The 24,736-nt window shown below is 61.1% G+C and carries 26 protein-coding genes, 2 tRNA genes and 1 pseudogene; 7 read left to right on the forward strand and 22 right to left on the reverse strand.

Annotation, left to right across the window (positions count from 1 at the left end; genetic code table 11):
• Window positions 1-291: IS66 family transposase (locus R3F72_RS16645; protein ID WP_332778557.1), on the forward strand; the 291-nt coding region annotated here is incomplete at its 5' end.
• Here R3F72_RS16645 and ung read toward each other — a convergent pair.
• From ung to rutA, 10 genes and pseudogenes are all read right to left on the reverse strand, one after another.
• Window positions 269-808 (reverse strand): annotated as a pseudogene (gene ung, locus R3F72_RS16650) (uracil-DNA glycosylase); the annotation flags it as partial. The gene R3F72_RS16645 and the pseudogene ung sit on opposite strands and share 23 nt — an antisense overlap.
• 18 nt (window positions 809-826) lie before the next feature.
• Window positions 827-1,315: a xanthine phosphoribosyltransferase gene (gene gpt / locus R3F72_RS16655; RefSeq protein ID WP_303854191.1), complete on the reverse strand. Its 489-nt coding sequence runs from the start codon at window positions 1,313-1,315 to the stop codon at window positions 827-829.
• A gap of 53 nt (window positions 1,316-1,368) precedes the next feature.
• Window positions 1,369-1,920 carry an adenine phosphoribosyltransferase gene (locus tag R3F72_RS16660; protein ID WP_071230149.1) on the reverse strand — a complete coding sequence of 184 codons (552 nt, stop codon included), beginning with the start codon at window positions 1,918-1,920 and terminating at the stop codon, window positions 1,369-1,371.
• 134 nt (window positions 1,921-2,054) lie between these two features.
• The gene (locus R3F72_RS16665; RefSeq protein WP_332780228.1) at window positions 2,055-2,681 is read right to left on the reverse strand and encodes a riboflavin synthase subunit alpha; all 627 of its coding nucleotides are present in this window, start codon (window positions 2,679-2,681) and stop codon (window positions 2,055-2,057) included.
• A 284-nt stretch (window positions 2,682-2,965) separates the two neighbouring features.
• Window positions 2,966-4,480, reverse strand: a complete 1,515-nt coding sequence (locus tag R3F72_RS16670) for an NCS1 family nucleobase:cation symporter-1 (RefSeq protein WP_332780229.1) — start codon at window positions 4,478-4,480, stop codon at window positions 2,966-2,968.
• Between the two features lie 97 nt (window positions 4,481-4,577).
• Entirely contained in the window at window positions 4,578-5,042 is a 465-nt protein-coding gene (locus R3F72_RS16675; RefSeq protein WP_332780230.1) for a flavin reductase, read from the reverse strand.
• A 132-nt stretch (window positions 5,043-5,174) separates the two neighbouring features.
• Window positions 5,175-5,948, reverse strand: a complete 774-nt coding sequence (rutD, locus tag R3F72_RS16680) for a pyrimidine utilization protein D (RefSeq protein WP_332780231.1) — start codon at window positions 5,946-5,948, stop codon at window positions 5,175-5,177.
• Between the two features lie 36 nt (window positions 5,949-5,984).
• Window positions 5,985-6,371 carry a pyrimidine utilization protein C gene (gene rutC / locus R3F72_RS16685; RefSeq protein ID WP_087718799.1) on the reverse strand — a complete coding sequence of 129 codons (387 nt, stop codon included), beginning with the start codon at window positions 6,369-6,371 and terminating at the stop codon, window positions 5,985-5,987.
• Window positions 6,372-6,373: 2 nt separating this feature from the next.
• A complete protein-coding gene (rutB, locus tag R3F72_RS16690) occupies window positions 6,374-7,159 on the reverse strand; it encodes a pyrimidine utilization protein B (RefSeq protein ID WP_332780232.1) in 786 nt (261 codons plus the stop codon).
• On the reverse strand, window positions 7,156-8,259 hold the full coding sequence (rutA, locus tag R3F72_RS16695; RefSeq protein WP_303854181.1) for a pyrimidine utilization protein A: 1,104 nt from the start codon (window positions 8,257-8,259) through the stop codon (window positions 7,156-7,158). Before rutA ends, rutB begins: the two co-directional genes overlap by 4 nt.
• A 394-nt stretch (window positions 8,260-8,653) precedes the next feature.
• On the opposite strand from rutA, the gene rutR reads away from it, so the two are divergent.
• Window positions 8,654-9,301 carry an HTH-type transcriptional regulator RutR gene (gene rutR, locus R3F72_RS16700; RefSeq protein WP_332780233.1) on the forward strand — a complete coding sequence of 216 codons (648 nt, stop codon included), beginning with the start codon at window positions 8,654-8,656 and terminating at the stop codon, window positions 9,299-9,301.
• 102 nt (window positions 9,302-9,403) lie between these two features.
• Here rutR and R3F72_RS16705 read toward each other — a convergent pair whose 3' ends face one another.
• Window positions 9,404-9,994, reverse strand: coding sequence for a malonic semialdehyde reductase (locus R3F72_RS16705; RefSeq protein ID WP_087718795.1), 591 nt, complete (start codon window positions 9,992-9,994; stop codon window positions 9,404-9,406).
• A 278-nt stretch (window positions 9,995-10,272) separates the two neighbouring features.
• Between R3F72_RS16705 and R3F72_RS16710 the strand changes: the two genes are divergently transcribed.
• From R3F72_RS16710 to R3F72_RS16725, 4 genes are all read left to right on the forward strand, one after another.
• Window positions 10,273-11,316: a methionine ABC transporter ATP-binding protein gene (locus R3F72_RS16710; RefSeq protein ID WP_332780234.1), complete on the forward strand. Its 1,044-nt coding sequence runs from the start codon at window positions 10,273-10,275 to the stop codon at window positions 11,314-11,316.
• Entirely contained in the window at window positions 11,297-11,950 is a 654-nt protein-coding gene (locus R3F72_RS16715) for a methionine ABC transporter permease (protein ID WP_332780235.1), read from the forward strand. The genes R3F72_RS16710 and R3F72_RS16715 overlap by 20 nt, the downstream gene beginning before the upstream one ends.
• A 172-nt stretch (window positions 11,951-12,122) precedes the next feature.
• On the forward strand, window positions 12,123-12,923 hold the full coding sequence (locus tag R3F72_RS16720; protein WP_332780236.1) for a MetQ/NlpA family ABC transporter substrate-binding protein: 801 nt from the start codon (window positions 12,123-12,125) through the stop codon (window positions 12,921-12,923).
• A 131-nt stretch (window positions 12,924-13,054) separates the two neighbouring features.
• Window positions 13,055-13,528, forward strand: a complete 474-nt coding sequence (locus tag R3F72_RS16725; protein WP_332780237.1) for a GAF domain-containing protein — start codon at window positions 13,055-13,057, stop codon at window positions 13,526-13,528.
• Window positions 13,529-13,571: 43 nt separating this feature from the next.
• Here R3F72_RS16725 and R3F72_RS16730 read toward each other — a convergent pair whose 3' ends face one another.
• The 11 genes from R3F72_RS16730 to glpK form a co-directional block, all read right to left on the reverse strand.
• Complete coding sequence (locus R3F72_RS16730; protein WP_332780238.1) at window positions 13,572-14,405, reverse strand: HDOD domain-containing protein; 834 nt, start codon at window positions 14,403-14,405, stop codon at window positions 13,572-13,574.
• A gap of 181 nt (window positions 14,406-14,586) precedes the next feature.
• Window positions 14,587-16,263 (reverse strand): ABC transporter substrate-binding protein, encoded by a 1,677-nt coding sequence (locus R3F72_RS16735; RefSeq protein ID WP_332780248.1) that lies wholly within the window; start codon window positions 16,261-16,263, stop codon window positions 14,587-14,589.
• A 158-nt stretch (window positions 16,264-16,421) separates the two neighbouring features.
• Window positions 16,422-16,694, reverse strand: a complete 273-nt coding sequence (locus R3F72_RS16740; RefSeq protein ID WP_071230133.1) for a DUF2160 domain-containing protein — start codon at window positions 16,692-16,694, stop codon at window positions 16,422-16,424.
• 29 nt (window positions 16,695-16,723) lie between these two features.
• A complete protein-coding gene (locus R3F72_RS16745; protein ID WP_332780239.1) occupies window positions 16,724-17,524 on the reverse strand; it encodes a carbohydrate ABC transporter permease in 801 nt (266 codons plus the stop codon).
• A 7-nt stretch (window positions 17,525-17,531) separates the two neighbouring features.
• Entirely contained in the window at window positions 17,532-18,395 is an 864-nt protein-coding gene (locus tag R3F72_RS16750) for a carbohydrate ABC transporter permease (protein ID WP_303854173.1), read from the reverse strand.
• On the reverse strand, window positions 18,392-19,495 hold the full coding sequence (locus tag R3F72_RS16755; RefSeq protein ID WP_332780240.1) for an ABC transporter ATP-binding protein: 1,104 nt from the start codon (window positions 19,493-19,495) through the stop codon (window positions 18,392-18,394). Before R3F72_RS16755 ends, R3F72_RS16750 begins: the two co-directional genes overlap by 4 nt.
• Window positions 19,496-19,507: 12 nt before the next feature.
• The gene (locus tag R3F72_RS16760; protein ID WP_303854171.1) at window positions 19,508-20,605 is read right to left on the reverse strand and encodes an ABC transporter ATP-binding protein; all 1,098 of its coding nucleotides are present in this window, start codon (window positions 20,603-20,605) and stop codon (window positions 19,508-19,510) included.
• Window positions 20,606-20,978: 373 nt separating this feature from the next.
• Window positions 20,979-21,055 (reverse strand) — tRNA-Val (locus R3F72_RS16765).
• Window positions 21,056-21,085: 30 nt separating this feature from the next.
• Window positions 21,086-21,162 (reverse strand) — tRNA-Val (locus R3F72_RS16770).
• A 202-nt stretch (window positions 21,163-21,364) separates the two neighbouring features.
• Window positions 21,365-22,093: an MIP/aquaporin family protein gene (locus tag R3F72_RS16775; RefSeq protein WP_332780241.1), complete on the reverse strand. Its 729-nt coding sequence runs from the start codon at window positions 22,091-22,093 to the stop codon at window positions 21,365-21,367.
• A complete protein-coding gene (gene glpK, locus R3F72_RS16780; protein ID WP_332780242.1) occupies window positions 22,090-23,595 on the reverse strand; it encodes a glycerol kinase GlpK in 1,506 nt (501 codons plus the stop codon). The genes R3F72_RS16775 and glpK overlap by 4 nt, the downstream gene beginning before the upstream one ends.
• Before the next feature lie 311 nt (window positions 23,596-23,906).
• Here glpK and R3F72_RS16785 point away from each other — a divergent pair, with 311 nt between their 5' ends.
• A complete protein-coding gene (locus R3F72_RS16785) occupies window positions 23,907-24,713 on the forward strand; it encodes a DeoR/GlpR family transcriptional regulator (protein WP_332780243.1) in 807 nt (268 codons plus the stop codon).
• Window positions 24,714-24,736: the final 23 nt, after the last annotated feature.

Genomic DNA, 24,736 nt, shown 5'->3' on the forward strand with positions numbered 1-24,736 from the left:
CTGCTCGAACGTCTCCAGGCGTACGAGGACGACGTGCTGCGTTTCCTCGACGACCCCGCCGCGCCCTTCACCAATAACCAAGGGGAGCGTGACCTGCGGATGACCAAGGTCCAGCAGAAGATTTCAGGCTGTTTCCGCTCCTGGGAAGGTGCCGAGATCTTCTGCCGGATGCGCAGCTTCCTCTCGACGGCGGTCAAGCAGGGCCTGGCAGCGCACACCGCACTGGAACAGTTGTTTGCCGGTGAAGTGCCCGAATTCATGCGTCGGGACGGCCTGGATCAGGCAGCGTGACCTGAATAGTTACGCTGCCCCAAAGCAGGAACACCACGCCGCTGCAGTATTCGTTGATGACCTGAATGGCACGATCCGTGAAGGTCTCCCAACCGCGATTGCGATGGGAGCCGGCATTGCCCTGCTCCACCGTCAACACGCTGTTCAGCAGCATCACGCCCTGGCTAGCCCAACTTTCGAGGAAGCCGTGATTGACAGGACTCGTGCCGACATCCGCTGCCAACTCCTTGTAGATGTTCTGCAGCGAGGGCGGCGTCGGCACGCCCGGACGTACCGAAAAGCAGAGCCCATGAGCCTGGTTGGGCCCGTGGTAGGGATCCTGTCCCAGTATCACCACCTTGACCTGTTCCAGCGGCGTCAACTCGAAAGCGCGAAACCAGTTGGAAGAATGAGGATAGATGACCTTGTGGGCCGCCTTTTCCTCGGCGAGAAAGGCGCGCAGCGCCTGCATGTAAGGCGCACTGAATTCCTCGCCGAGATGAGCGTTCCAGCTATCGGGTAACGGGGATTGAGGCATCGACTCGCTCCGCATCGGTCAGGGTTTTGGCGAACGCACCTGATCCACCAGAGGCTCGACGTAGGCATGCCCCAGATCCCATGGGAACTGAATCCAGCAGTCCTGGGCCACTTCGGTCAGGTACTGGTCGACCAGCGGCCGCCCTTCCGGCTTGGCGTAGACGGTAACGAAATGCGCCTTGGGCAGCATCTCGCGCACGGCCCGGGCGGTCTTGCCGGTATCCACCAGGTCATCGACCAGCAGCCAGCCGTCGCCATCGTGGTCGACGCCTTTCATGACGTCCAGCTTGCCCTGGGACTGTTCGTCGTAGCTCTTGATGCAGACGGTATCGATGAGACGGATATTGAGCTCGCGGGCAATCAATGCCGCCGGAATCAAGCCGCCGCGCGTGATCGCGACGATGCCCTGGAAATCCCGCTCGACGAGCTGATGACAGAGCGCCCGGACATCGCGATGGATCTGATCCCAGGAAACGGTGAAATGGTGGTGATAGCGATTGACGGTCATGGCAGGTCCAACCTGTTGATCGGGCCACCATCGGGCGATGGCGGCGGCAGGAATCATTCGTCTTCGGTAAAGCTGCAAACCGCGAAGACGCTATAGCCGGCCTCACGAATCTTGGCCGAGCCGCCCAGTTCCGGCAGATCGAGGATGGTTGCCGTCTCGACGACATGGCCACCGCTGCGCTGGATCAGCGACGCGGCTGCCAGCATGGTGCCGCCCGTAGCGATGATGTCGTCGATCAGCACGATACGGTCACGCTCGCGAAACGCATCGGCATGGAGCTCGACCGTCGATTCGCCATACTCCAGCGTGTACGTCTCGCTGATGGTTCGAAACGGCAGCTTGCCCTTCTTGCGCACCGGCACGAAGCTGCAGCCCAGCTCGTAGGCCAGCGGCGCACCGACGATGAACCCGCGCGCGTCGATCGCCGCAATGGCATCGACCTCGAGCTCCTGATAGCGATGCACGAAGCTGTCGATCAGCTTGCGAAACGCGGCACTGTTCTGAAGCAGCGGCGTGATATCACGAAAATTGACGCCGGGCTGAGGCCAATCGGGCACTGTGCGGATGACCGACTTGATATAGTCGCCGTAGATACTGCTGCTCATCGAAGAAACTCCATTGACCGAACACGGCGCACCGAAGAACGATAAATCGCAAAACGATTGATCCTGGCGCAAAGGCGCCTATGTTACCCAAGCCAACGCCAGGGCGCGACCTGTCGCGACGACCGCGATTATCGTCACGCCCCGCCAGCCGATCGATCGCGCGAGACCAGCACGCGCTCCACCGTTTCGACGATGGCCTGGGTCTGCGGATCGATCTCGATGTTGACCCGATCCCCCGGCAGACGCTCGCCGATCGTCGTCCTGGCCAGCGTTTCGGGAATCAGGTTGACGCAGAAGCGCTCGGCTTCCACCTCCCCGATCGTCAGGCTGATGCCATCGATGCCGATATAGCCCTTGTCGAACACGAATCGCGCCAGCGCCGCCGGCAGCTCGAACCACAGCCGACGGTTGTTGGGCGCCTCGTCGATCTCCACCAGCCTGGCCATTCCCATGATATGGCCGGACATGGAATGACCGCCGATCTCGTCGCCGAAACGTGCCGCCCGTTCGAGATTGACCCGGTCCCCCGCGGCGAGATCGCCCAGGTTGGTCAGGCGCAGGGTTTCCCGCATCAGATCGAAACTGACATTGTCGCCATCGATGGATGTCACCGTCAGGCAGCAGCCGTTGTGAGATACCGATGCGCCCAGCGTCAGACCTTCGCGCATCGCCGGCGCCATCGATACCACGTGCGTGCGCAACTGCTCACGTTCCTCGATCGCCACCACGGTCCCCACATCCTGCACGATCCCGGTAAACATGAACCTCTCCCCTCGCCTGAAGCGGATGACGAGCCGCCGACGGCAGATGCCTTCGACGACCCACAAGAGCGGGAATTCTAGCACGCCACCGCTGTCCGCCAGGAAATTGACGCCCTCGCCGACTGACTCTAAGATTGCCCGCAATTCATCGCGCCGATTTGTCCCGATTGCAGGCGCGCCGGTCTCCGGGCAATCTCGCTAAAAGGGTGTGTCCAGCGTTGATGGCCACCCGAATGGGTGGCCTTTTTTCGTTTCGATCAGCCAGCATATTCAACTCAGCCTCTCTAACCAACCCTGGCAGAGTCTGCCGTGTGGATGTCATAAGGCGCATCGCGCGAATGATCCAGCGCCTTGCCGGCGATGTAATAGACTACTGCGCCCAACAGCGAGCCAGTAAACCAGCCATAGTCGTAGAACCACTGCCACAGCCCCGTGGTCAACGATATCAGCGTCAGCACCACCGGTACGCCGAAGGCGATGAAACCGGCCATGTTGATTGCCGGGTAGCGGCCGTCATCGCGGTAGAGCGCGACCACATCCAGACGCTGACGCTTGATCAGAAAGTAGTCCACCGCCATGATCCCGGCGATCGGCCCCAGCAGGCTCGAGTAACCCAGCAACCAGTTGGAATAGAGACTCTCAAGCGTCACGTCGGAGACGATCACCCCCGCCTTCTGCAGCAGGTCATACCCCATCAGCAAGGTACCGACCAATCCGGTCAACAGCACGCCGCCCGTGCGATTGATCAACTTGGGGGCGATGTTCTGGAAATCATTGGTCGGCGAAACGATATTACCCGCCGTATTGGTCGAGATCGTGGCGATCACGATCAACACCATGGCGATCGACACCCAGACTGGGCTATCGATATGACCAATCAACGTGACTGGATCGGAGACGGTTTCCCCTACCAGCGAAGCCGATGCCGCTGTCATCACTACCCCCAAAGCGGCGAAGAAGAACATGGTCAGCGGAAGCCCGATAACCTGGCCTACGATCTGATCTTTCTGACTCTTGGCGAAGCGGCTGAAATCCGGGATGTTAAGTGACAGAGTTGCCCAGAATCCGACCATCGCCGTGAGTCCCGAAAGAAAGTAGGTCGTTACCGATGCGCCTTCCGGTCGCGACGGTGGCTGCGCCATCAACTCGCTCAGCGAAACGTGCGGCAGCGCCCATACCATCAACCCGATGGCGACGAGCAACAACAACGGCGCCGACAGTGTCTCGAGCCACTTGATCGACTCCGCACCGCGAATCACCACCCAGAGATTCATCGCCGCGAAGATGAAGAACCCGAGAACTTGTCCCCAGCCGCCCAGCGATTGCCACGGCGGCACGATCGCGGATAGCAGCAGATGAATGGCCAAACCGCCGAACATCGTCTGAATGCCGAACCAGCCGCAACCGACCAGCGCACGGATCAAGCAAGGGACATTCGAACCTCGGATGCCGAACGAAGAACGCAACACTACCGGAAAGGGAATGCCGTAGCGGGTCCCGGGAAAGGCGTTCAACGTCAGCGGAATCAACAGAATCACATTGGCCAGCAGAATCGCGACCAAGGCCTCGCCCACACTTAGCCCGAAATAGGCAGTGAGCACCCCGCCGAGGGTATAGGTCGGCACGCAAATCGAAAGTCCGACCCAGAGCGCGGCGATGTTCCATTTCGACCAGGTTCGCTCGCTGGCCGTCGTCGGCGCAATATCGTGATTGAAAAAGGCACTGTCGCGGACGTCGTCGCCGAGACTGAGCTCGATCTTGCCGTCACGTTCGACCATGCGAGAAGCGGATATTGTCATTGTGTGTCTCCGATCCCGTGGTGACCCCTCAAAGGGCCAAGAAGTTCTTGGAAGGTCGTGAAGCTCTATCCAAAGGGTCAGGAATGCTGCTTTCCGTTCAGCCGTTGGAGGTGAGCCGGGGCAAGTGATGGTACTGACGATCGAAATAGAGCAGGCATTGGCTATCGTCGCAGGTCGACATCGCCACGATCTCGCAGAACAGCACATCGTGGGTGCCTACCGCTACGCGCTGCCCGATTCGACATTCGAAATGCGCCAGCGCATTCACCAAGACCGGAACGCCTGTCTCGTGCGTCGCCCATTCGGCCTGAGCGAAACGCTCCGCCATGGGCGTCTTCCCGCCAAAGATATTGGAAACCTGCTGATGATCGGCGCTCAGCACGTTGACGCAAAGCATGGGGTTGTCGGCAAAAGCCGGAAAAGCCGAGGCACGCCGATTGATACAGACCAGCAGCGTCGGCGGTTCATCGGTCACACTGCACACGGCAGATGCCGTAAAGCCGGCGCGTCCGGCTGGTCCATCGGTGGTTACCACGTTGACCGCAGCAGCCAGTCGCGACATTGCTTCGCGGAACTCCGATGGCGAAACCGTACTTGGTTCTTCCATCGCATATTCAGGTTTTCGTAACGACGTCATCATGAAATCTCCCTCCCGTCTCTCAACTATGACGATCACGTCATCGGCGAGCGGTGATCAGGTTGTCAGGAATCGTTCTACCGAAGCGTTGAACGCCGCCGGAACGGTCACCGTCATGCCATGCCCGCCATAGTCGAACATTTCCAGTCGTGCGTTGGGCAATGCCTCGGCAAGGCGCCGGGATTGCGTGTACGGCACCAGCAGATCGTCCCGCGAGGCAATCACCAGCGTGGGCGTGTCGATCTCTCCCAGCCGAGCATCGACGTCGAAGTCCGACAGCGCACCGATTCTGGCCAGCACGTTCTGCTTTCCCGGGAAATGTTCGAGGGCATGAGCCTCCTCGATCAGCAGCCTGTCGTGGTTGGCGGACAGCCAGTCGGCGGGATACAGAAACAGCGGCTGCGCATGCAGATAAGCTTCGACCCCACTGTCCTGGAGCAGTGCCAGACGCACCCGAAAGCAGCGCTCGCTCTGGACATCGACACGACTCCAGGCGTTGATCACGATCAGCCGATCCAACTGGGCCGGCGCCAGCAGCGCCATCTGCAGCCCGACCAGACCTCCCAGGGCATGGCCCATGAAATCGACGCGCTCGATGTCCACCCGGTCGAGCAAGGCCAGCACCTCCTGCGCCATGTCATCGATCGCGTAGCCGCTCGGCAGCTCGGCCGGGCTCTTGCCCGTGCCGAGGTGGTCATAGATCACGACCCGGTGTGTCGTCTCCAGTGAAGCCAGCTGCGGCTCCCAGAAGCGACCGGCGCCACCCAATCCCGCGGAGAGCAGAATCGTCGGGGCGTCGGGATCCGTGCGTCCCAGTATTTCGTAATGCATTGAAAAGACCCTTCCGGCAGAGCGTCAGTCAACGACTCAGTGAGGCAAATGCGCGATCGAGGCGATCTCGATCAGCGCATCCGGCTTCACCAGCCCGCACTGAATGCAGTAACGCGCCGGCTTCTCGCCGGGAAAGAACTCTGCGTAGACCGCGTTGATCGCCGCATAGTCTTCCCAATTACGCAGAAAGATCGAGTTGAAGGTGACGTCACTCATGCTGCCTCCGGCGGTCTCGACCACGCTCTGAATGAGTTCCAGCACGTGGCGGGTCTGGGCGGCAGCGTCGCCGACGTGAACCACGTTGTTCTCCTTGTCGAACGGCAGAGTGCCGGAAACGTAAAGGATATTATCGGCCTGACTACCCGGGACGAATGGGGCCAGAGGCGCACCGGAACCGGTGGGAATCACACTTGTCTTGGGCATGATCACTCTCCTGCTGCTGACGAAGTCATGGATGAAGCGTGTGGCTGCCGGACGTCGGTTCGAGCCGCGCAGGCGTCCTCTAAGGCATCGACGCTCGACACCCAGCCGAAAAAGGTTTCGATATTGAAGATGGCGCTGCTCTGCGCCGACAGCGGACCGGCTTGATAGGTCGAGTCCTCCAGCACGGTGCCGAAATACTCGAGGAAGAAGCCATCACGCAGCGTCGACTCGACGCACACGTTGGTGGCGATGCCGGTAAACAGCAGGTGGTGGATACCCCGCGAACGCAGGATGCTGTCCAGTGCGGTGTTGAAGAATCCGCTATAGCGCGGCTTCGGCAGCACGACGTCTCCAGATTGAGGCTTCAGTTCGTCGACCAGCGCGTAATCCCAGGTACCCTTGGCCAGCAGCTGTCCATGCAGCTCGGGTTGCTGACGCATGGTTTTCAGCGCATTGGACTTATGCCAGTTGGGAGATCCCGGGCCGCCGGCCTCGACGTACTCGGCATCCCAGCCATTCTGGAAGAAGATCACTTGGATACCCGCCGCGCGCGCCAGCTTTATCGCCTTGGCAATTCGCTCGATGACCGGCCCGGTAGTGGTGACATCGAAACCGGCCAGATCGAGGTAGCCACCCCGAGTGGCATAGGCGTTCTGCATGTCGACAACGATCAATGCCGTCTCGGAGCATGGCATCGCGATCGCTTCCGGGCGACCGGCGAGCACGATCTCGTCGTTGGCGAAGACATCGCCACGACGGACCACTGGAGTCTGCTTGAGACCGCTCATTCCGCCACCTCTGCCGTCTCGGTCGGTGCATTGACAACATCGACCCTGGTCTTCATCAGCGGCTGCACGCGCTCACCGAAGGTATCCAGTCCTGCCAGAAAGTCATCGAACGTCAGCATCACGCCGCCGATGCCCTCGACGGTATCGATCTCGTCGAGCATTCGCGCGACGTTGGCATAGGAGCCGACCAAGGTCCCCATGTTGAAGTTGACCGCCGATGTGGGGTCAGTCATTTGGCGCACGTTGGTATCCTTGCCCGAACTCTTGTCCTGGCTGCCCTGGTCGGCCATCCAGTCGAGTGCCTCCTGGTCGGCCCCGGCCTTGTAGTGCTCCCAGCGCGCCATGGCCGCTTCGTCGGTCTCGTCGGCGATCACCATGAACAGCACGTAGCAAGCGATATCGCGCCCGGATTCTCTCCCCGCCGCGTTGAGACGCCCGGCAGTATCGGCGAATGCCGTTGGCGTATTCAGACCCTTGCCGAAGCAGAAGCTGTAGTCGGCGTGCTTGGCGGTGAAGGCCATGCCGGCACTCGACTGGCCGGCGCAGACGATCTTGACGCCCTGTTCGGGGCGCGGGCTCAGGCGACAGTCATCCATCTGGAAAAAGTCGCCCTTAAGATCGCTGCGCCCCGTCTCCAGCAGTTCCCGCAGCACCGTGGTGTACTCGTCGAGATAGGCGTAGCGCTTGGCAAAGTACTCGTCCCCGGGCCACAGGCCCATCTGACTGTATTCCGGTTTCTGCCAGCCGGTCACCAGATTGATACCGAAACGCCCCGGGGCGATCGAATCGATGGTCGCCGCCATACGCGCGGTAATCGCCGGCGGCATCACCAACGTTGCCGCAGTGGCGTAGAGATTGATCTTCGAGGTCACGGCCGCCAGCCCCGCCATCAGGGTGAAGGACTCCAGCGCGTGCTCCCAGAACTCGGTCTTGCCGCCAAACCCGCGCAGCTTGATCATCGACAACACGAACTCGAAGCCGTAGCTCTCGGCCTTCTGAGTCACCGCCTTGTTGAGTTCGAAGCTCGGCATGTACTGCGGCGAATTCTCGGAGATCAGCCAGCCGTTGTTGCCGATAGGGATAAAGACACCTAGTTGCATGAGTCACCTCGTCGTTCGGCTCTCGTTATCGGTATCTGCCGCCGGCCTGTATCGGCCGCGACACCTGACGAATTCCTTACAACAGACGTGCCAATGCATCGCACCGTATCCGTTTTCAATGACTTGGAACGCGACGCAAACAGTCGGCTAGACCATTTGGTCCAACCGAAAAGACAAGCCGTGCGATAATGACGCAAGAAATGGGCAATGCGAGCGATTTCGGTGCACAGCGAGACTCACCATTGACCGAGTCGAGGGATCCCGGTCGATAGCGTCAACCCCGAAAGGACATGATAAAGTGCCGCCGAATGTTGCCGACCTGTAATGGACATGGCTCGACGCCTCTGGATAGGAACTCGATGCGCCATTCAGGTCTTTGCCAACCAGGAAGCCCATGACGCCAATCACGCCCACCACCCCGGACCGCGCCGCTACCAGTGAAGCTCGCAAGCAACGCATTCGTGATGCAGCGCTCTCGCTGTTTTCCCAGTTCGGTTTGCGCGGGGCCAGCCTGGACGCCATTGCCGATCAGGCAGGCGTTTCCAAGACCAACCTGCTCTATTACTTTCCATCCAAGAAAAAACTCTACATCTCGGTCTTGCAGCAGATTCTGTATACCTGGCTGGAGCCGATACGCGCCATCGACGCTGAACAGTCCCCGGAAGCAGCCATCAGTCACTACATTCGTATCAAGGTGGAGCTGTCGAGGGATCATGCGCAGGCGTCGCGACTCTTCTGCCTGGAGATGATCCAGGGCGCGCCGCTGCTGAAGGAAGAACTGCAACGCGACCTGCGCGCGCTGGTGGAAGAAAAATCCAAGGTCATCGAGGGCTGGATCGCTAGCGGCAGTCTGCTACCGGTCGATCCTCACCACCTGATCTATCTGCTCTGGGGCACCACGCAGCACTACGCCGATTTCGCCGTACAGATCGAAGCAATCTCCGGAAAGACGCTGGCCGATCCCGAGTTCTTCGAGACCACCATCAACAATATCCAACGTATCGTGTTAGGCGGCTTGCTGCCGCGATCGAACGAGGCTTGAAACGACTGTCAGCTCAGCGACACCACCTTGGCGTCGATAGAACCCGCTCGACTCAATGGCCGAGCGCGTTCTCAGGGCGGGATCGAATGCCCGCTCAAAGGCTCACGCGAGCTCGCAAGCCTCTTCGAATGCCAGGCGCGGCAGGCGCGGCTTGACGCCGGATACGTCACCGTAACCCAGGTTGATCAGCAAGTTGGCCGTCCAGTCGGTACCGGCGAAAAAGGCTTCGTCCAGTGCCTCGGGATCGAAGCCGGACATCGGCCCGGTATCCAGCCCCATGGCTCGCGCCGCCAGGATCAGATAGCCGGCCTGCATCGAACTGTTGCGTAGCGCCGTCTGTTCGGCGAAGGCTTCGCTCCCGGTGAACCAGCTTTTGGCGTCAGCAACCGGGAACAGTGTCGGCAACTGATCGTAGAAGCGCTTGTCGTAGGCCACGATCACCGTGCAAGGGGCCGTCGCCGTCTTTTCGGCGTTACCGGAAGAGACGCACGGCAGCAACTTGTCCTTGCCCGCCGTTGAGCGAACGAAAACGAAGCGCGCCGGGCAGCAGTTGGCCGAGGTCGGTCCCATCTTGACCAGCTCGTAGAGTTTGCGCAGGGTCTCCTCGCTAATTTCCCGCGGTTGCCAGGCATTATGGGTATGCGCTTCCAGAAAGAGCTGGTCCAGGGCCTGATCATCGAGTGACGGCAGCATCGACTTTCTCCTTGTTGTCTTTTAAAAGTGTCTTGAAACAGAGTCTTGAGTCTTGAGGCAGAGAGTTGTCATTGAGAGCGGAAACCGTGTGGCGGCAAACCGGCCGCCGTCGCTTACGGTATCTCGCGACGGAAGCCGACGCCAGCGGTCGCTCTGGTCCGGCGAGATCCGTATACTAGCGCCCTCATCGAAGCGGGGCTGGCGCCGGTGATATCCCAAGGCGCGAGAAATCCCACCCCGCTCCCCCGACTCCCAGACAGACGCTTTCGACACGCCTAATGATCACACTGGACAACGTCTCCAAAACCTACGGCAGCGGACCCGGTGCCGTGCAGGCGCTGAAGGATATCGACCTGCAGGTGCCCAAAGGCACGATTCACGGCGTCATCGGCCTCTCCGGCGCCGGCAAGTCGACGCTCATCCGCTGCGTCAACCTGCTCGAGCGCCCGAGCGCCGGCCGGGTTCTCATCGACGGAGAGGACCTGACCGCGATGGATGCCGCCGCCCTGCGTCAGGCACGCCATCAATGCGGCATGATCTTCCAGCACTTCAACCTGCTGACCAACCGCACCGTCTACGACAATGTCGCCCTGCCGCTCGAACTGATGGGGCAGTCGCGCCAGGCCATTCGCGAGCGCGTTCTTCCGCTGCTGGAGATGACCGGGCTGGCGGACAAGACGAAACAGTATCCGGCGCAGCTGTCCGGCGGGCAGAAGCAGCGCGTGGCGATTGCCCGCGCACTGGCCAGCCGGCCCAAGGTGCTGCTGTGCGACGAGGCCACATCGGCACTCGACCCGCAGACGACGGCGTCGATCCTGACGCTGCTGCAGGAGATCAACCGGCAACTGGGGCTGACCATCCTGCTGATCACCCACGAAATGGAGGTGGTGAAGACCATCTGCCATCGTGTGGGGCTGATCTCCGACGGCCGCCTGGTCGAAGACGCCGATGTCGGCGACTTCTTCACTGCCCCCGGTACGCAGCTGGGACGGGAGTTCCTGAACGATTTCCTCAAGCTGGAGGCGCCTCAGGCCCTGATCGAGCGGCTCGAACCCGAACCCGGCGAAACCACCCACCCCGTGGTGCGGCTGACCTTCTCCGGCGATAGCGTGTCCACCCCGCTGATCTCGCGCCTGGCCCGGGAACACGGCATCGATGTCAGCATTCTCCAAGCCAAGGTCGAATCCATTCAGGGGCGTACGCTCGGCCTGATGATCGCCGAACTGATGGGCAGTGCTTCGCAGACGCAACAAGCGCTGACAACGCTCGAATCCTTTGATCTGCAAGTGGAGGTAATGGGTCATGTCCAGCGCACTGATTGATCTCGTCTGGCAGTCCACGCTGGAGACGCTCTACATGGTCGCCGTTGCCGGCATTCTGTCGGCGCTGGCAGGCGTGCCCCTCGGCGTGCTGCTGTATGTGACGCGGCCGCGCCAGATCCTCGCCCAGCCGGTCGTCAACACCATACTCGGCATCGTCACCAACGTCGGGCGCTCGGTGCCGTTCATCATCCTGCTGGTGGCGATCATTCCGTTTACCCGCATGATCGTCGGCAGCTCCATCGGCACCAACGCCGCCGCCGTACCGCTGACGATCGCCGCGATTCCCTTCGTTGCCCGGCTGGTCGAAGGCGCGCTGAACGAAGTCTCTCCGGGCCTGGTCGAAGCCGCCCAGTCGATGGGCGCGACGCCGATGCAGATCATCATGAAGGTCCTGCTGCCGGAAGCGCGTGGCGGCATCATCAACGGCCTGACGATCACCATCGTCGCCCTGGTCAGCTACTCCGCCATGGCGGGCGCGGTGGGCGGTGGCGGGCTCGGCGACCTGGGCATCCGCTACGGCTACAACCGCTTCAACCCGACCGTGATGCTGATCACCGTGGTAGTGCTGGTCGTGATGGTGCAGCTGTTTCAGAGCCTGGGCGACTATCTGGTACGCAAGAGCGATCACAAGTGATTGCGGCCCTCCACTAGACTAATAACCAGAATGAATTACCGTGTCTTCTGTTATTCCGTTATATTGCAGTGGACAACAGATGACGATGAATGCGAACGCCGATCTTGGATCGCTCCACCATTCATCGTCCCTACATTGATATGAGCAACATCGTTCAGGGAGAGTCTCGCCAATGCCGATTTCACTCACACGTACGCTAAGCGCCGCCGCATTGAGCCTGGGCCTGGTCGCCGGTGCCGCGCATGCCGCCGACGATGCCATCAAGGTCGGCACCATGGCCGGCCCCGAGACCGATGTCATGCAAGTGGCAAAACAGGTCGCCAAGGAGAAGTACGGCCTCGATGTCGAGATCATCGAGTTCACCGACTACGTGACGCCTAATGCCGCGCTCGCCGATGGCAGCCTGGACGCCAATGCCTACCAGCACGAGCCCTACATGCGCTCGATGGTCAACGACCGCGGCTATGATTTCGCCATTGCCGGCAAGACGTTCGTCTACCCGATCGGCGCCTATTCCGCCAAGTACGACAGCATCGACGAGCTGCCCGACGGCGCGACCATCGCCGTACCCAACGATCCGACCAACGAAGGCCGCGCGCTGATCCTGATGGACAACCTCGGACTGATCACGCTCGACGACCCGGAAAACCTGGAGGCGACGCCGATCAACATCACCGAGAATCCGCACGATTATTCGTTCAAGGAGATCGAGGCCGCCCAGATGCCGCGCGTGCTGCAGGACGTCGACATGGCGTTCATCAACAGCACCTTCACGCAGCCCGCCGGTCTGACGCTGGATGACGCGCTGATCAAGGAAGGCCCGGACTCGCCCTACGTCAATTTGATCGTCGTACGGGGGGGGGATCAGGATCGCGAGGCGATTCAGAATCTGGTCAAGGCCTATCAGTCCGATGCCGTGGCCGACAAGGCCGAAGCGCTGTTCGAAGGTGGTGCCGTTCCCGGCTGGAAGTAAGCCCGCGCGCCAGACACCGGCCGGCGAATCCGCTGGCCGGCTCTCGCTAGCCACCGTAGCGAATCGGAAACCAGCGTCCCAGGGCGCTGGTTTCTGGTTTCGACACCTTCTTTACTCTGAAGAGATTCGTGATGACCGACTACGACTCCCTCGAGCGCCAGTTGAAAGCCTTGCTCGACACCCGCGACTGGCTGACCAACGCCGCCCAGACCAGTGCCTTCCTGATGCAGGCCCTCGGCGAGCTGAACTGGGTCGGCTTCTATCTTCAGCGCCAACCCGAAACGCTGGTGCTGGGCCCCTTCCAGGGCTTGCCGGCCTGCAATCCGATTCCGTTTTCCAAGGGTGTCTGCGGTGCCGCGGCCCGCTCGCGCCAGACGCAGCGAGTCGACGACGTCCACGCGGTACCGGATCATATCGCTTGCGACGCGGCCTCGCGTTCCGAGCTGGTCGTGCCGATCGTCGTCGGGGACAGGGTGTGGGGCGTGCTGGATATCGACAGCCCCGTTCCTGCACGTTTCAGCGCCGAGGATCAGGCGGGTATCGAACGCCTGTGTCGCGTGTTCACCGAGGCCAGCGACCTGAACACCGACGCCTCGGCCGTCTGAGCGCTTCCCTGGTGCACGGAGGGCGAATCCGGCAATCCGGGGGTCACTCCAGAAAAACATCCAGTTCGTCATCCGTGCGCATGCTCTGCAGGATCTCCTCGTAAAGCGAGAGCAGATCCAGAGCGAGCGGCCGACGAACGTCCCGCGGCATCTCACCCAGGGCGTGTTCTTCGCGCCGCCCATTGGCGATACCGTGGTAGAGACCAATGGCCAGGTGAACGGCAGCGGCGTACGCCGAAAACGGCACGGATTCCAGCGGTTTACCCTGGTAGGTCAGCGCATTGCAGAGGGTCTCGGGGAAGCGCCAGCGACGCCCCAGCTCGGCGCCCACCTCGCTGAAGGTATAACCGAACTGGTTGGCTTCCAGCTCGGCCCGTGGCGCGCCCTCTGCGACCAGCGCGTCGATCCGCTGCATGGTTTCGGGGTGACCGATATGCATCAGCGCGGAGCCCACGTGATGCAGAATGCCACAGGTGAAAGCAGTCTCCGGCGCCAGACCTTGCAAGCGGCTATGTCGCACGATCGTGCGGCTGAGATTGGCGACCATGAACGACTCGCGCCAGAACGCCTTGCGATCGAGACCGGGCACTTCCTTGAGCATAGCGACCATGCCCGAGGCAATGACCAGCGTGCGCACGCGGTCGAAGCCCAGCAGCAACAAGGCGTCGTCGATCGTCGCTACATTTCGACCCACGCCATAGCGCACGGAATTGGCGGAGCGCAACAATTTCAGACTCAGGTTGGGGTCTTTATGAATCGTGGTCGAGACGCGGTGGATACTGATCTTTTCGTTATCCAGACTGGCGATCAGTTCGGTGACCACGGCGGGCACGCTGGGTAACTGATGAATATGCTCGAACAACGAATTCAGTGACATGTTCTACTCCTGCTGTCCCTCCATGGTAGCTACCGCCCGGTCAAAAGTCGTGAGGCCAGGCGCACAATAGCGCCGCTGCCGGCGAAAACGGGGCAAAAAAATCCCGCCGGACTACCGGCGGGAAGGTCGCCGCCTAGGTGACGCGAAAACCTCGAGTTGTGGCTGCAGTCCGAGAATTCACTCAGCTCTCCTGCCAGGACTTCACCATCTCGTCATACGGAACGGTCTTGCCCTGCGGCTTTTCGTTGTCGAGCTTGGGCTTGGGCGCGCCGGGCTGGTCCAGCCAGTACTGCGCATCGCGCGGCTCGTTGAGTTTCGGCCCACACTGCGGCTGGACGTTGGCGCGCTCCAGGCGCTCCATGATTCGATCCTGCGCGTCCGCCAGACCGTCCAGCGCTTCCTGGGCACTGGTCTCGCCACTGACAGCGCGGGAGATGAACTGCCACCACAGCTGTGCGAGCTTGGGATAGTCCGGCACGTTAGTGCCGGTCGGCGACCACTGCAGCCGCGCCGGGCTGCGATAGAACTCGACCAGCCCGCCCAGCTTGGGCGCGGCTTCGGTCATCGCGTCGGACTGGATGTCGGACTCGCGAATCGGCGTCAGCCCCACCAGCGTCTTCTGGAGAGAGACCGTCTTCGACGTCACGAACTGCGCGTAGAGCCAGGCGGCGAGACGGTTCTTCTGGGGCGTCGACTCCATGAAGGTCCAGGAACCCACGTCCTGATACCCCTTCTTCATGCCGTCTTCCCAGTATGGGCCCACCGGTGACGGCGCCATGCGCCATTTGGGCGTGCCGTCCTCGTTGACCACCGGCAGACCTGGCTGCGTCATGTCGGCGGTGAAGCCGGTGTACCAGAAGATCTGCTGCGCGACATTGCCCTGCGCCGGTACCGGTCCCGCTTCGGAGAACGTCATGCCCTGCGCTTCCGGCGGCGCATAGGCATGCAGCCAGTCGATGTACTTCTGAGTCGCGAAGACCGCTGCCGGGCCGTTGGTCGCGCCGCCGCGGGTGACGTTCGAGCCCACCGGATGGCACTGATCGACGCGAATCCCCCATTCGTCGACCGGAAGACCGTTGGGAATGCCCTTATCGCCCGCTCCGGCCATCGAGAACCAGGCATCGGTGAAGCGCCAGCCCAGCGAGGGATCCTTCTTGCCGTAGTCCATGTGACCATAGACGCGCACGCCATCGATATCGTGGACATCGTTGGTGAAGAAGTCGGCGATATCCTCGTAGGCCGACCAGTTCACCGGCACGCCCAGCTCGTAGCCGTACTTTTCCTTGAATTGCTGCTTGATCTCCGGGTCATCGAACCAGTCGGCGCGGAACCAGTAGAGATTGGCGAATTGCTGGTCGGGTAACTGGTAGACCTTGCCGTCAGGCCCCGTGGTGAACGACAGGCCGATGAAGTCGTCGAGATCCAGCGTCGGCGACGTGACCTCGGCCCCGTCGCCCTCGATCATGTCGGAAATCGGCACCACCTTGCCGTAGCGCGCGTGGGTGCCGATCAGATCCGAATCGTTGACGTAGGCATCGTAGATATTGCGACCGGACTGCATCTGCGTCTGCAGTTTCTCGATCACATCCCCTTCCTGAACCAGATCGTGGGTCAGTTGGATACCAGTAATCTCGCTGAACGCCCGGGCCAGCACTTCGGATTCGTATTTATGGGTCGTGAGCGTTTCCGAAACCACATTGATCTGCATGCCGCGATACGGCTTGGCGGCATCGATGAACCACTGCATCTCCGCCATCTGCTGTTCGGGCGTGAGCGTCGAGGTCGAGAACTCGTCGTCCAGCCAGCGTTTGGCGGCGTCCTGGTACTGATCGGCAACCGCAACTCCCGATACGGCCATCAGCCCCGCGAGACTGACCCCGACGCCGATGCCTAGCGGCGTTCGGCGAGACGATTTGGCGTGCTTGATATCGAACATAGCGTTAACCCCCGTTTGTTATCCTTCGCTTTTTCCTGCCGTGGCGCTATCCGATGCAGATAATGATCCCGGTCGGTGCGTTACCCCCATTTCATGATGATTGCCATTCCCGCCATACAGAGACCGGTGGCGAGCCAGAGCGGCCAGTCGGTCAATGCCAGCACCAGCAGATGCACGTATGCCGATGCCAGCAGGCCGATGAACAGCCGGTCGCCGCGCGATGTGACCAGCGGCAGGAACCCTTTGCGTTCGCGCCCGGGCGATACGGTCTGCCAGACCGTCATCGCCACCAGCATCAGCGCGATCGCCGAAAAGAACAGTGCCGTCGGTAGTGTCCAGGCCATCCAGCCCATGATGATCTCCTCTCTTTCCGGCGAGCCGATCAGACGCGGCCCAGGGCAAAGCCCTTGGCAACGTGATTGCGCACGAAGTAGATCACGGCGATGCCGGGCAGCAGTGCCACCACGCCGGCTGCCGCCAGTACGCCCCAATCGATGCCGGATGCCGATACCGTGCGGGTCATCTGCGACACGATCGGCTTGGCGTCGACCGAAGTCAGCGTCCGCGCCAGCAGCAGCTCCACCCACGAGAACATGAAGCAGAAAAACGCGGTGACACCGATGCCGGGCCGAATCATCGGCAGGAAGATGCGGACGAAGAACTTGGGAAAGGTATAGCCGTCGATATAAGCCGTTTCGTCGATCTCCTTCGGCACCGACGACATGAAGCCCTCCAGAATCCACACCGCCAGCGGCACGTTGAACAGGCAGTGCGCCAGCGCCACGGCGATCGGCGTATCGAACAGCCCCACCGCCGAATAGAGCTGGAAGAACGGCAGCAGGAACACCGCCGGTGGCGCCATCCGGTTGGTCAACAGCCAGAAGAACATGTGCTTGTCGCCCAGGAATCGGTAGCGCGAGAACGCATAGGCGGCCGGCAGCGCCACCAGCAGCGAGATCAGCATGTTCATTGATACGTAGCTGAGGGAGTTGAGATAGCTCGTGTACCAGGTCGGCTCGGTGAAGATGACCCGGTAATTGTCCAGCGTCGGCGCCGCCGGCCACAGGGTGAGGCCGCCAAGAATTTCCCGGTTCGACTTCAGCGACATGTTGACGAGCCAGTAGATCGGCACCAGCACGAACAGCAGATAGATCAGCATCACCAGGCTTTTACGCAATCTCATGGCGGCGTCATCCCTTGTTGTCGTTATGCGTCATGGCGGTGTAGAACACCCAGGTCACCAGCAGGATGATCAGAAAATAGATCAGCGAGAACGCCGCGGCCCGGCCCAGGTCGAACTGTCCCAGCGCCATCTGGGTCAAAGTCTGGCTCAGGAACGTCGTCGCCGTACCCGGCCCGCCGCCGGTGAGCACGAACGGCTCGGTGTAGATCATGAAGCTGTCCATGAAGCGCAGCATCACCGCGATCAGCAGCACGTTCTTGAGCTTCGGCAGCTGGATGTAGCGGAACACCGCCCAGGACGAGGCACGATCGATTCGCGCGGCCTGGTAGTAGACGTCCGGAATCGAGCGCAGCCCGGAGTAGCACAGCAGCGCCACCAGCGACGTCCAGTGCCAGACATCCATCACCAGCACCGTCGTCCAGGCGTCCCGCGGGTTGGAGGCGTAGTTGTAGTCGAGCCCGAGGCTGTTGAGGATCCAGCCATAGAGGCCGATATCCTCCCGGCCGATGATCTGCCAGATCGTCCCTACCACGTTCCAAGGCACCAGCAGCGGCAGTGACAGCAGGATCAGGCTGACCGGCACGCCCAGCCCCCGCCGCGGCATGGACAGCGCGACGATGATGCCTAGCGGTACCTCGATGGCCAGCACACAGAACGAGTAGATGAACTGGCGCACCAGCGAATCGTGCAGCCTCGGATCCGCCAAAATTTCCCGATACCATTCCGTCCCCACGAAATAGCGCGTGCTCGGGTCGAAGATGTCCTGCACGGAGTAGTTGACCACCGTCATCATCGGAATGATGGCGCTGAACGCCACCAGCACGAAGACGGGCAGCACCAGCCACCAAGCCTTGTTGTTATAGGGTTTCATGGCACGATCTCCACCAGCCGGTCATCACGATAGAAACGTTGCCAGGCCGCCGGGAACGCCAGCCCGACACGCCCTTCCGGTACGAGCTGCTCTTCACCCAGACGCGCCTTGATCACGGACGCCGACGGCGTGTCGAGACGCACATCGACGATCTTGAAGGTGCCCTGGTCCTGGACCAGATCCACCTGGCCGTGCAGCGTCGACGCCTCGGGAGCGACGAGCTGCACGAACTCCGGCCGGATACCGAGCTGCAGACGCCCTTCGCCCCCTCGGCGCAGCTGCGCGACGATCCATTCCTCCACCGGCAGCGCTCGCCCCTCGAGCTCGATCCCCGCCGAGCCCAGCACGATGTCGAGCAGGTTCATGCCGGGGCTGCCGATGAAGTAGCCGACGAAGGTATGTTGCGGATTCTCGAACAGCTCCCGCGGGGTACCGAACTGCACGATCTGGCCCTGGTACATCACCGCGATCTTGTCGGCGAAGGTGGAAGCCTCCAGTTGATCGTGGGTGACGTAGACCATCGTCACGTTGAAGCGCTGATGGATCTCCTTGAGCTTGCGCCGCAGCCGCCACTTCAGTTGCGGATCGATCACCGTCAGCGGCTCGTCGAACAGGATTGCTGCCACGTCGTCGCGCACCAGGCCGCGCCCCATCGACACTTTCTGCTTCTCGTCGGCGGTCAGATTGTGCGCCTTGCGGCTCAACAGCGGCTCGATCTCCAGTGCCTCGGCCACCTCGCGCACGCGCTGATGAATACGGTCGCGGGAATGTCCCTGGTTGCGTAGCGGAAACGCCAGGTTGTCGAACACCGTCATGGTGTCGTAGACCACCGGAAACTGAAAAACCTGGGCAATGTTGCGCTGCTGCGGGCTAAGGTCGTTGACCGACTTGCCGTCGTAGAGCACCCGCCCCTCGGACGGCACCAGCAGTCCGGAGATGATGTTGAGCAACGTGCTCTTGCCGCAACCCGAAGGGCCCAGCAAGGCATACGCGCCACCCTGCTCCCAGACATGATCCATCTGCCTCAGCGCGTAGTCGGCCGGCTTCGAAGGGGTGCCGTGGTAGCTGTGCGCCAATTGCTCCAAGCGAATTTCCGCCATGTCCGACTCTCCTTACACGCTGGCGAGCGTTGGTCGCGGCGAGGATGGCGACAACACCAGATCCCCGTCCGGCTCGAACACGAACAGCTGGCGACAGGCCACCTGCATCTCCAGAGCCTGGTCGACGCCGAACTCGTGAATGCCGATCAGGTGCGCCACCAGGTCGATCCGGTCATGCGATAGATGCAGGAACGTCTCGGAACCGCTGATCTCCGCCACACGGACGATGACCGGCAGGCGAAACGCTGGCTCATCGAGCGGCTGCAGCGACCAGTGGTGTGGTCGGATACCCACCTGGTACTCACCGGCCGGCAGCGAACGCCACACGTCCGGCAGCGGCTGATGCAAGCCAGCAATCCGACACTCCTCGCCGCGTATCGTCATCGGCATCAGATTGATGGGCGGCTCGCCGAACAGGCTCGCCGCCTCCCGGTTGCAAGGGTGGCGATAGACCTCGTCGCTGGGGCCGCTCTGGACGATCCGGCCTTGGTGCAGCAGCGTGGTCGTGCCGCCCAGCGCCAGCGCTTCCGCGGGTTCGGTAGTGGCGTAGACGGCGATGGTATGGCGCGACTCGAACAGCTTGCGCATTTCCACCCGCAGAGCTTCGCGCAGCTTGTAGTCGAGGTTGACCAGTGGTTCGTCGAACAGTACCAGGTCGGCGTCCTTGACCAGTGCGCGAGCCATCGCCGTGCGTTGCTGCTGGCCGCCGGAGAGCTCCTGCGGGTATCGTCCCAGCAGGTGCTGGATGCCCAGCATCGCGGCGGTCTCCTCGACTCGTCGGGCGATCTCCTGATGAGATACCTTGGCCTGCTTGAGCGGCGAAGCGATGTTGTCGAAAACCGTCAACGTGGGATAGTTGATGAACTGCTGATAGACCATCGAGACATTGCGCTGGCGTACCGGCACATGGGTCATGTCCCGTCCGCCAAGATGCACCGTTCCCCGATCCGGCATATCCAGGCCGGCCATCAGCCGCATCAACGTCGTCTTTCCCGCCAGCGTATGCCCCAGCAGCACATTGAACGACCCTGGCTCCAGCGTCAGGCAGGCATTATCGATATAGGTCTCGCCCCGCACGGACAGTGTCACGTTGTCGAGTTGTAATGACATGAGTGGCGCCGTTCCTTTTTCTCTTTCGAGCATCCTAGAACAGCCGTTTCATAAAGCTATACGACCAAAAAAGGAATCAGCGTCACTAATAAAAAAAGAATTCTATTTGTTTGATTTGAATGAACTTAAAATATTTAACACCTTAGTCTTAACCACTAATGTCCAACATGTAGCACTCGTTTTACGATAATAACGGTAGTGGAAAGAGGCGGGTTTCCAACACTACTTGTTCGGAAACCAACACGGTCGGCGAAAGCGAATGGCGTTTCGATGACCGATGACGATTCGTCAGCGGCGGATGGCGGATGGCGGATAATCAAGATGGAATGACGGATACAAAAAACCCCGAGCCGGAGCTCGGGGTTTCGAAATCTGGTAGGACCAAGCGGATTTGAACCGCTGACCTCCACGATGTCAACGTGGCGCTCTAACCAACTGAGCTATGGTCCTGTAGGTAGTCGTCACAAACCCAATCTGTATTGGTAGGACCGAGCGGATTTGAACCGCTGACCTCCACGATGTCAACGTGGCGCTCTAACCAACTGAGCTACGGTCCTGCTTCGTGTTGCGGCGGGCTCGCCGTGACAACGGATGCGAATTCTACCCGGGCAGCCGCGGAATGCAACCCTCTACACATAAAAAATTTTCGCCAACTGCCTGTCATGTCGAGACAATTCGTTTTCGGCCGGCGAGCGACGCGCCATCTACCGCAATGCCACGTCGCATCGCCTGAATACCGCTGCCCATTGGCACCTGTCATCAGACCGGCAACAGGCGCTGCCACATCAGCGCGGCAACCACCGCGCCCGCCAGCGGCCCGACGATGGGAACCCAGGCATACTGCCAGCCCGAGTCCCCCTTGCCGTGAATGGGCAGCACGGCGTGAGCCAACCTCGGCCCCAGATCCCTTGCGGGATTGATCGCGTATCCGGTAGGCCCGCCCAGCGATAGCCCGATCGCCCAGACCAGCATGCCGACCAGATAAGGCAGCAGACCGTCGCTGATCGTCCCGGAGCTGGCGATCGCGCCGATGCCGAAGATCAGCACCAGCGTACCAATGAGCTCGCAGAGCAGGTTGCCGGTCCGGTGCGAGACCGCCGGATCGGTACAGAATACCGCCCGCTTGACCGCGCTATCCTCGGTACACCGCCAGTGAGGCAGATAGGCGAGCCAGACGCCGATCGCCCCCGCGAAGGCGCCCGCCATCTGAGCGGCGATCATCGAGCCTACCAGCTCGACCCCCTGATGGATGCCCAGAATCCATTTGGACAAGGTAACGGCGGGGTTGAGATCGGCCTGCGGCGATCCGGTGGCCATCGCCACGAAGACGCCGATCATGACCGCAAAGCCCCACCCCGTCGCGATGACGATCCACCCCGAACCGTTACCCTTGGTGTTGGTGAGCACGACATTGGCGACGACACCACCGCCGAACACGATCAGGAACATCGTGCCGAGGAATTCGCCGCGCATGACCTCCCAGATCATGCTTCCGCACCTGTCTGGTCACGACACTTCACGCGGGATATGGCATCGAGCCAGCCGCTGTAGAGCCGTTCCCGCTCGGCTTCTGTCATCTGCGGTTCGAAGGTGCGCTCGCAGCGCCAGAGCGCGCTGATCTCCTCGAGGTTCGAATACCAGCCGACCTGCAGGCCGGCCAGATAGGCCGCACCCAGCGCGGTGGTCTCCAGAATCGTGGGCCGATCCACCGGGACGCCCAGCATGTCCGCCAGGAACTGCATGACCCAATTGTTGCTGACCATGCCGCCGTCCACGCGCAGGCGGTCGATGCGAGCCTCGATGTCGTCGTCCATGCAACCCTGCAGATCGCGCGTCTGGTAGCAGACGGCCTGCAACCCGGCCGCCACGATCTCGGCGATACCGGTATCCCGCGTCAGGCCGAAGATCGCCCCTCTGGCCTGCGGATCCCAATGCGGCGCGCCCAGACCGGTGAATGCGGGCACGAGATAGACGCCGTGCCCCATCCGGGTCTTGCGCGCCAGCGCTTCGGTTTCGGAAGCCGTTCCGAAAAGCTTGAGGCCGTCCCGCATCCATTGCACGGTGGCACCCGCCACAAAAATGCTGCCTTCCATGGCGTAGGTTGGCTTGCCGTTCAGGCGGTAGGCCACCGTCGTCAGAAGACGGTTTCTGGAAACCTCCGGCGTATCGCCGGTATTCATGATCATGAAACAGCCGGTGCCGTAGGTGCTCTTGCACATGCCGGGCGAAAAGCACGTCTGGCCGATCAGCGCGGCCTGCTGGTCACCGGCAATCCCCGCGATGGGGATCGGCCCGCCCAGCAATTCCGGCGTGGTGATGCCGAACTCGGTACTGGAGTCGAGCACTTCGGGCATGAGCGACGCCGGAATCTGGAACAGATCGAGCAGCTCCTGATCCCAGGCCTGGGTATGGATGTTGAACAGACAGGTACGGCAAGCGTTGGTCGCATCGGTGGCGTGCACCTTGCCGCCGGTGAGCTTCCACAGCAGGAAGCTGTCGACCGTCCCGAAAGCCAGATCGCCACGCTCGGCCCGCTCCCGGGCGCCTTCCACGTTGTCCAGCAGCCAACGAAGCTTGGTCGCCGAGAAGTACGGGTCGATCAGCAGCCCCGTGCGCTCCTGGATGAAGTTCTCGTGGCCCTGCTGGATCAGTTCCCGGCAATAGCTGCTGGTGCGTCGGTCCTGCCAGACGATGGCGTTGTGAAGCGTTTCGCCCGTCTTGCGATCCCACAGCACAGTGGTTTCGCGCTGGTTGGTGATCCCGATGCCGGCAACGTCGCTGGAGGAAACGCCCAGGTTCTGCATCACCTGACGAGAGGTTCGCAACACCGACTGCCAGATGTCGTCGGTATGGTGCTCGACCCAGCCGTCATGCGGAAAATGCTGCGCGAACTCTTCCTGAGCCACGCCCGCGACCTGACCCTGGCGGTCGAACAGTATCGCCCGGGAGCTCGTCGTTCCCTGATCGATAGACAGAATATATGAGGCCATCGTTTCACTCCTTGCTGGTCACGTTCAGCCGGAACGCAACCCATGATCGGAATCGCTACACCGGAAGGTTCGTTTTCAGGCTATCAACCTATTTTCATTTTCGATTAACAACAATATGAATTCGCTTTCCAACACTTAGACCATGGTCGAACCAGTGCGAGGCGCCGCGGCCTTATCCGAAGCGACGGCAATGCGGCCGGCTTTGGTAAACTGGCGCCAACCCACTCTTTCTAGAAACGCCTTCTAGAAACACTTTGTAGAGCCAATCAACTCTTTCCAGAATAGCCATTGGGCCGCGGCAGGGAACCAACATGACACAGCAGGAACGTCACGCAGCCATCGTCGAACTGGTCAAGCGCCAGGGCTATGCGTCGATCGAACAACTCGCGAGAGACTTCGATGTCACGCCCCAGACGGTGCGCCGGGATCTCAATCAACTGGCGGAAGAAGGTGTCATCAAGCGCGTCCACGGCGGCGCCGGGCTCGAGTCGAGCACGGTCAACACCGCCTATCACACCCGCAAGACGTTGAACCTGGACGCCAAGCGCCGTATCGCCGAGATGCTGGCCAGACATATTCCCGATTCTTCGTCGCTGTTCATCAACATCGGGACCAGCAACGAATTCATCGCCGAGGCGCTATGCCAGCACAGCGGGCTCGAAGTCATTACCAACAACCTCAACGTGGCCGCCATTCTGCAGCACAAGACCGACTTCAACGTCATCGTCGCCGGCGGCCAGGTTCGCTCTCGCGACGGCGGCATCATCGGCGAGGCCACCATCGATTTCATCAACCAGTTCAAGGTGGACTACGGCATCATCGGGATCAGCGGCATCGATGGCGATGGCTCATTGCTGGAGTTCGACTACCAGGAAGTCCGCGTGGCGCAGGCCATCCTGCGCAACTCCCGCCAGGTCTTCCTGGCAGCGGATCACTCGAAGTTCCATCGCAACGCCGTGGTACGCCAGGGCAATCTCAGCCAGATCAACGCCTTCTTCACCGACCGCCAACCCCCGGAGATGCTGTGTCGTCTGATGCGCGAGCATGACGTCGCGCTTTACGTCGCCGACCCGTCGGTCCCCGCCGACAGGGAAGCCGTCACGGCCTATTCCGGCTGAAATCTTTACCCTTTTCTGTCGAT

Origin of the sequence: Salinicola sp. 4072, assembly GCF_036663415.1 — a bacterium.
GTDB lineage: Bacteria > Pseudomonadota > Gammaproteobacteria > Pseudomonadales > Halomonadaceae > Salinicola > Salinicola salarius_A.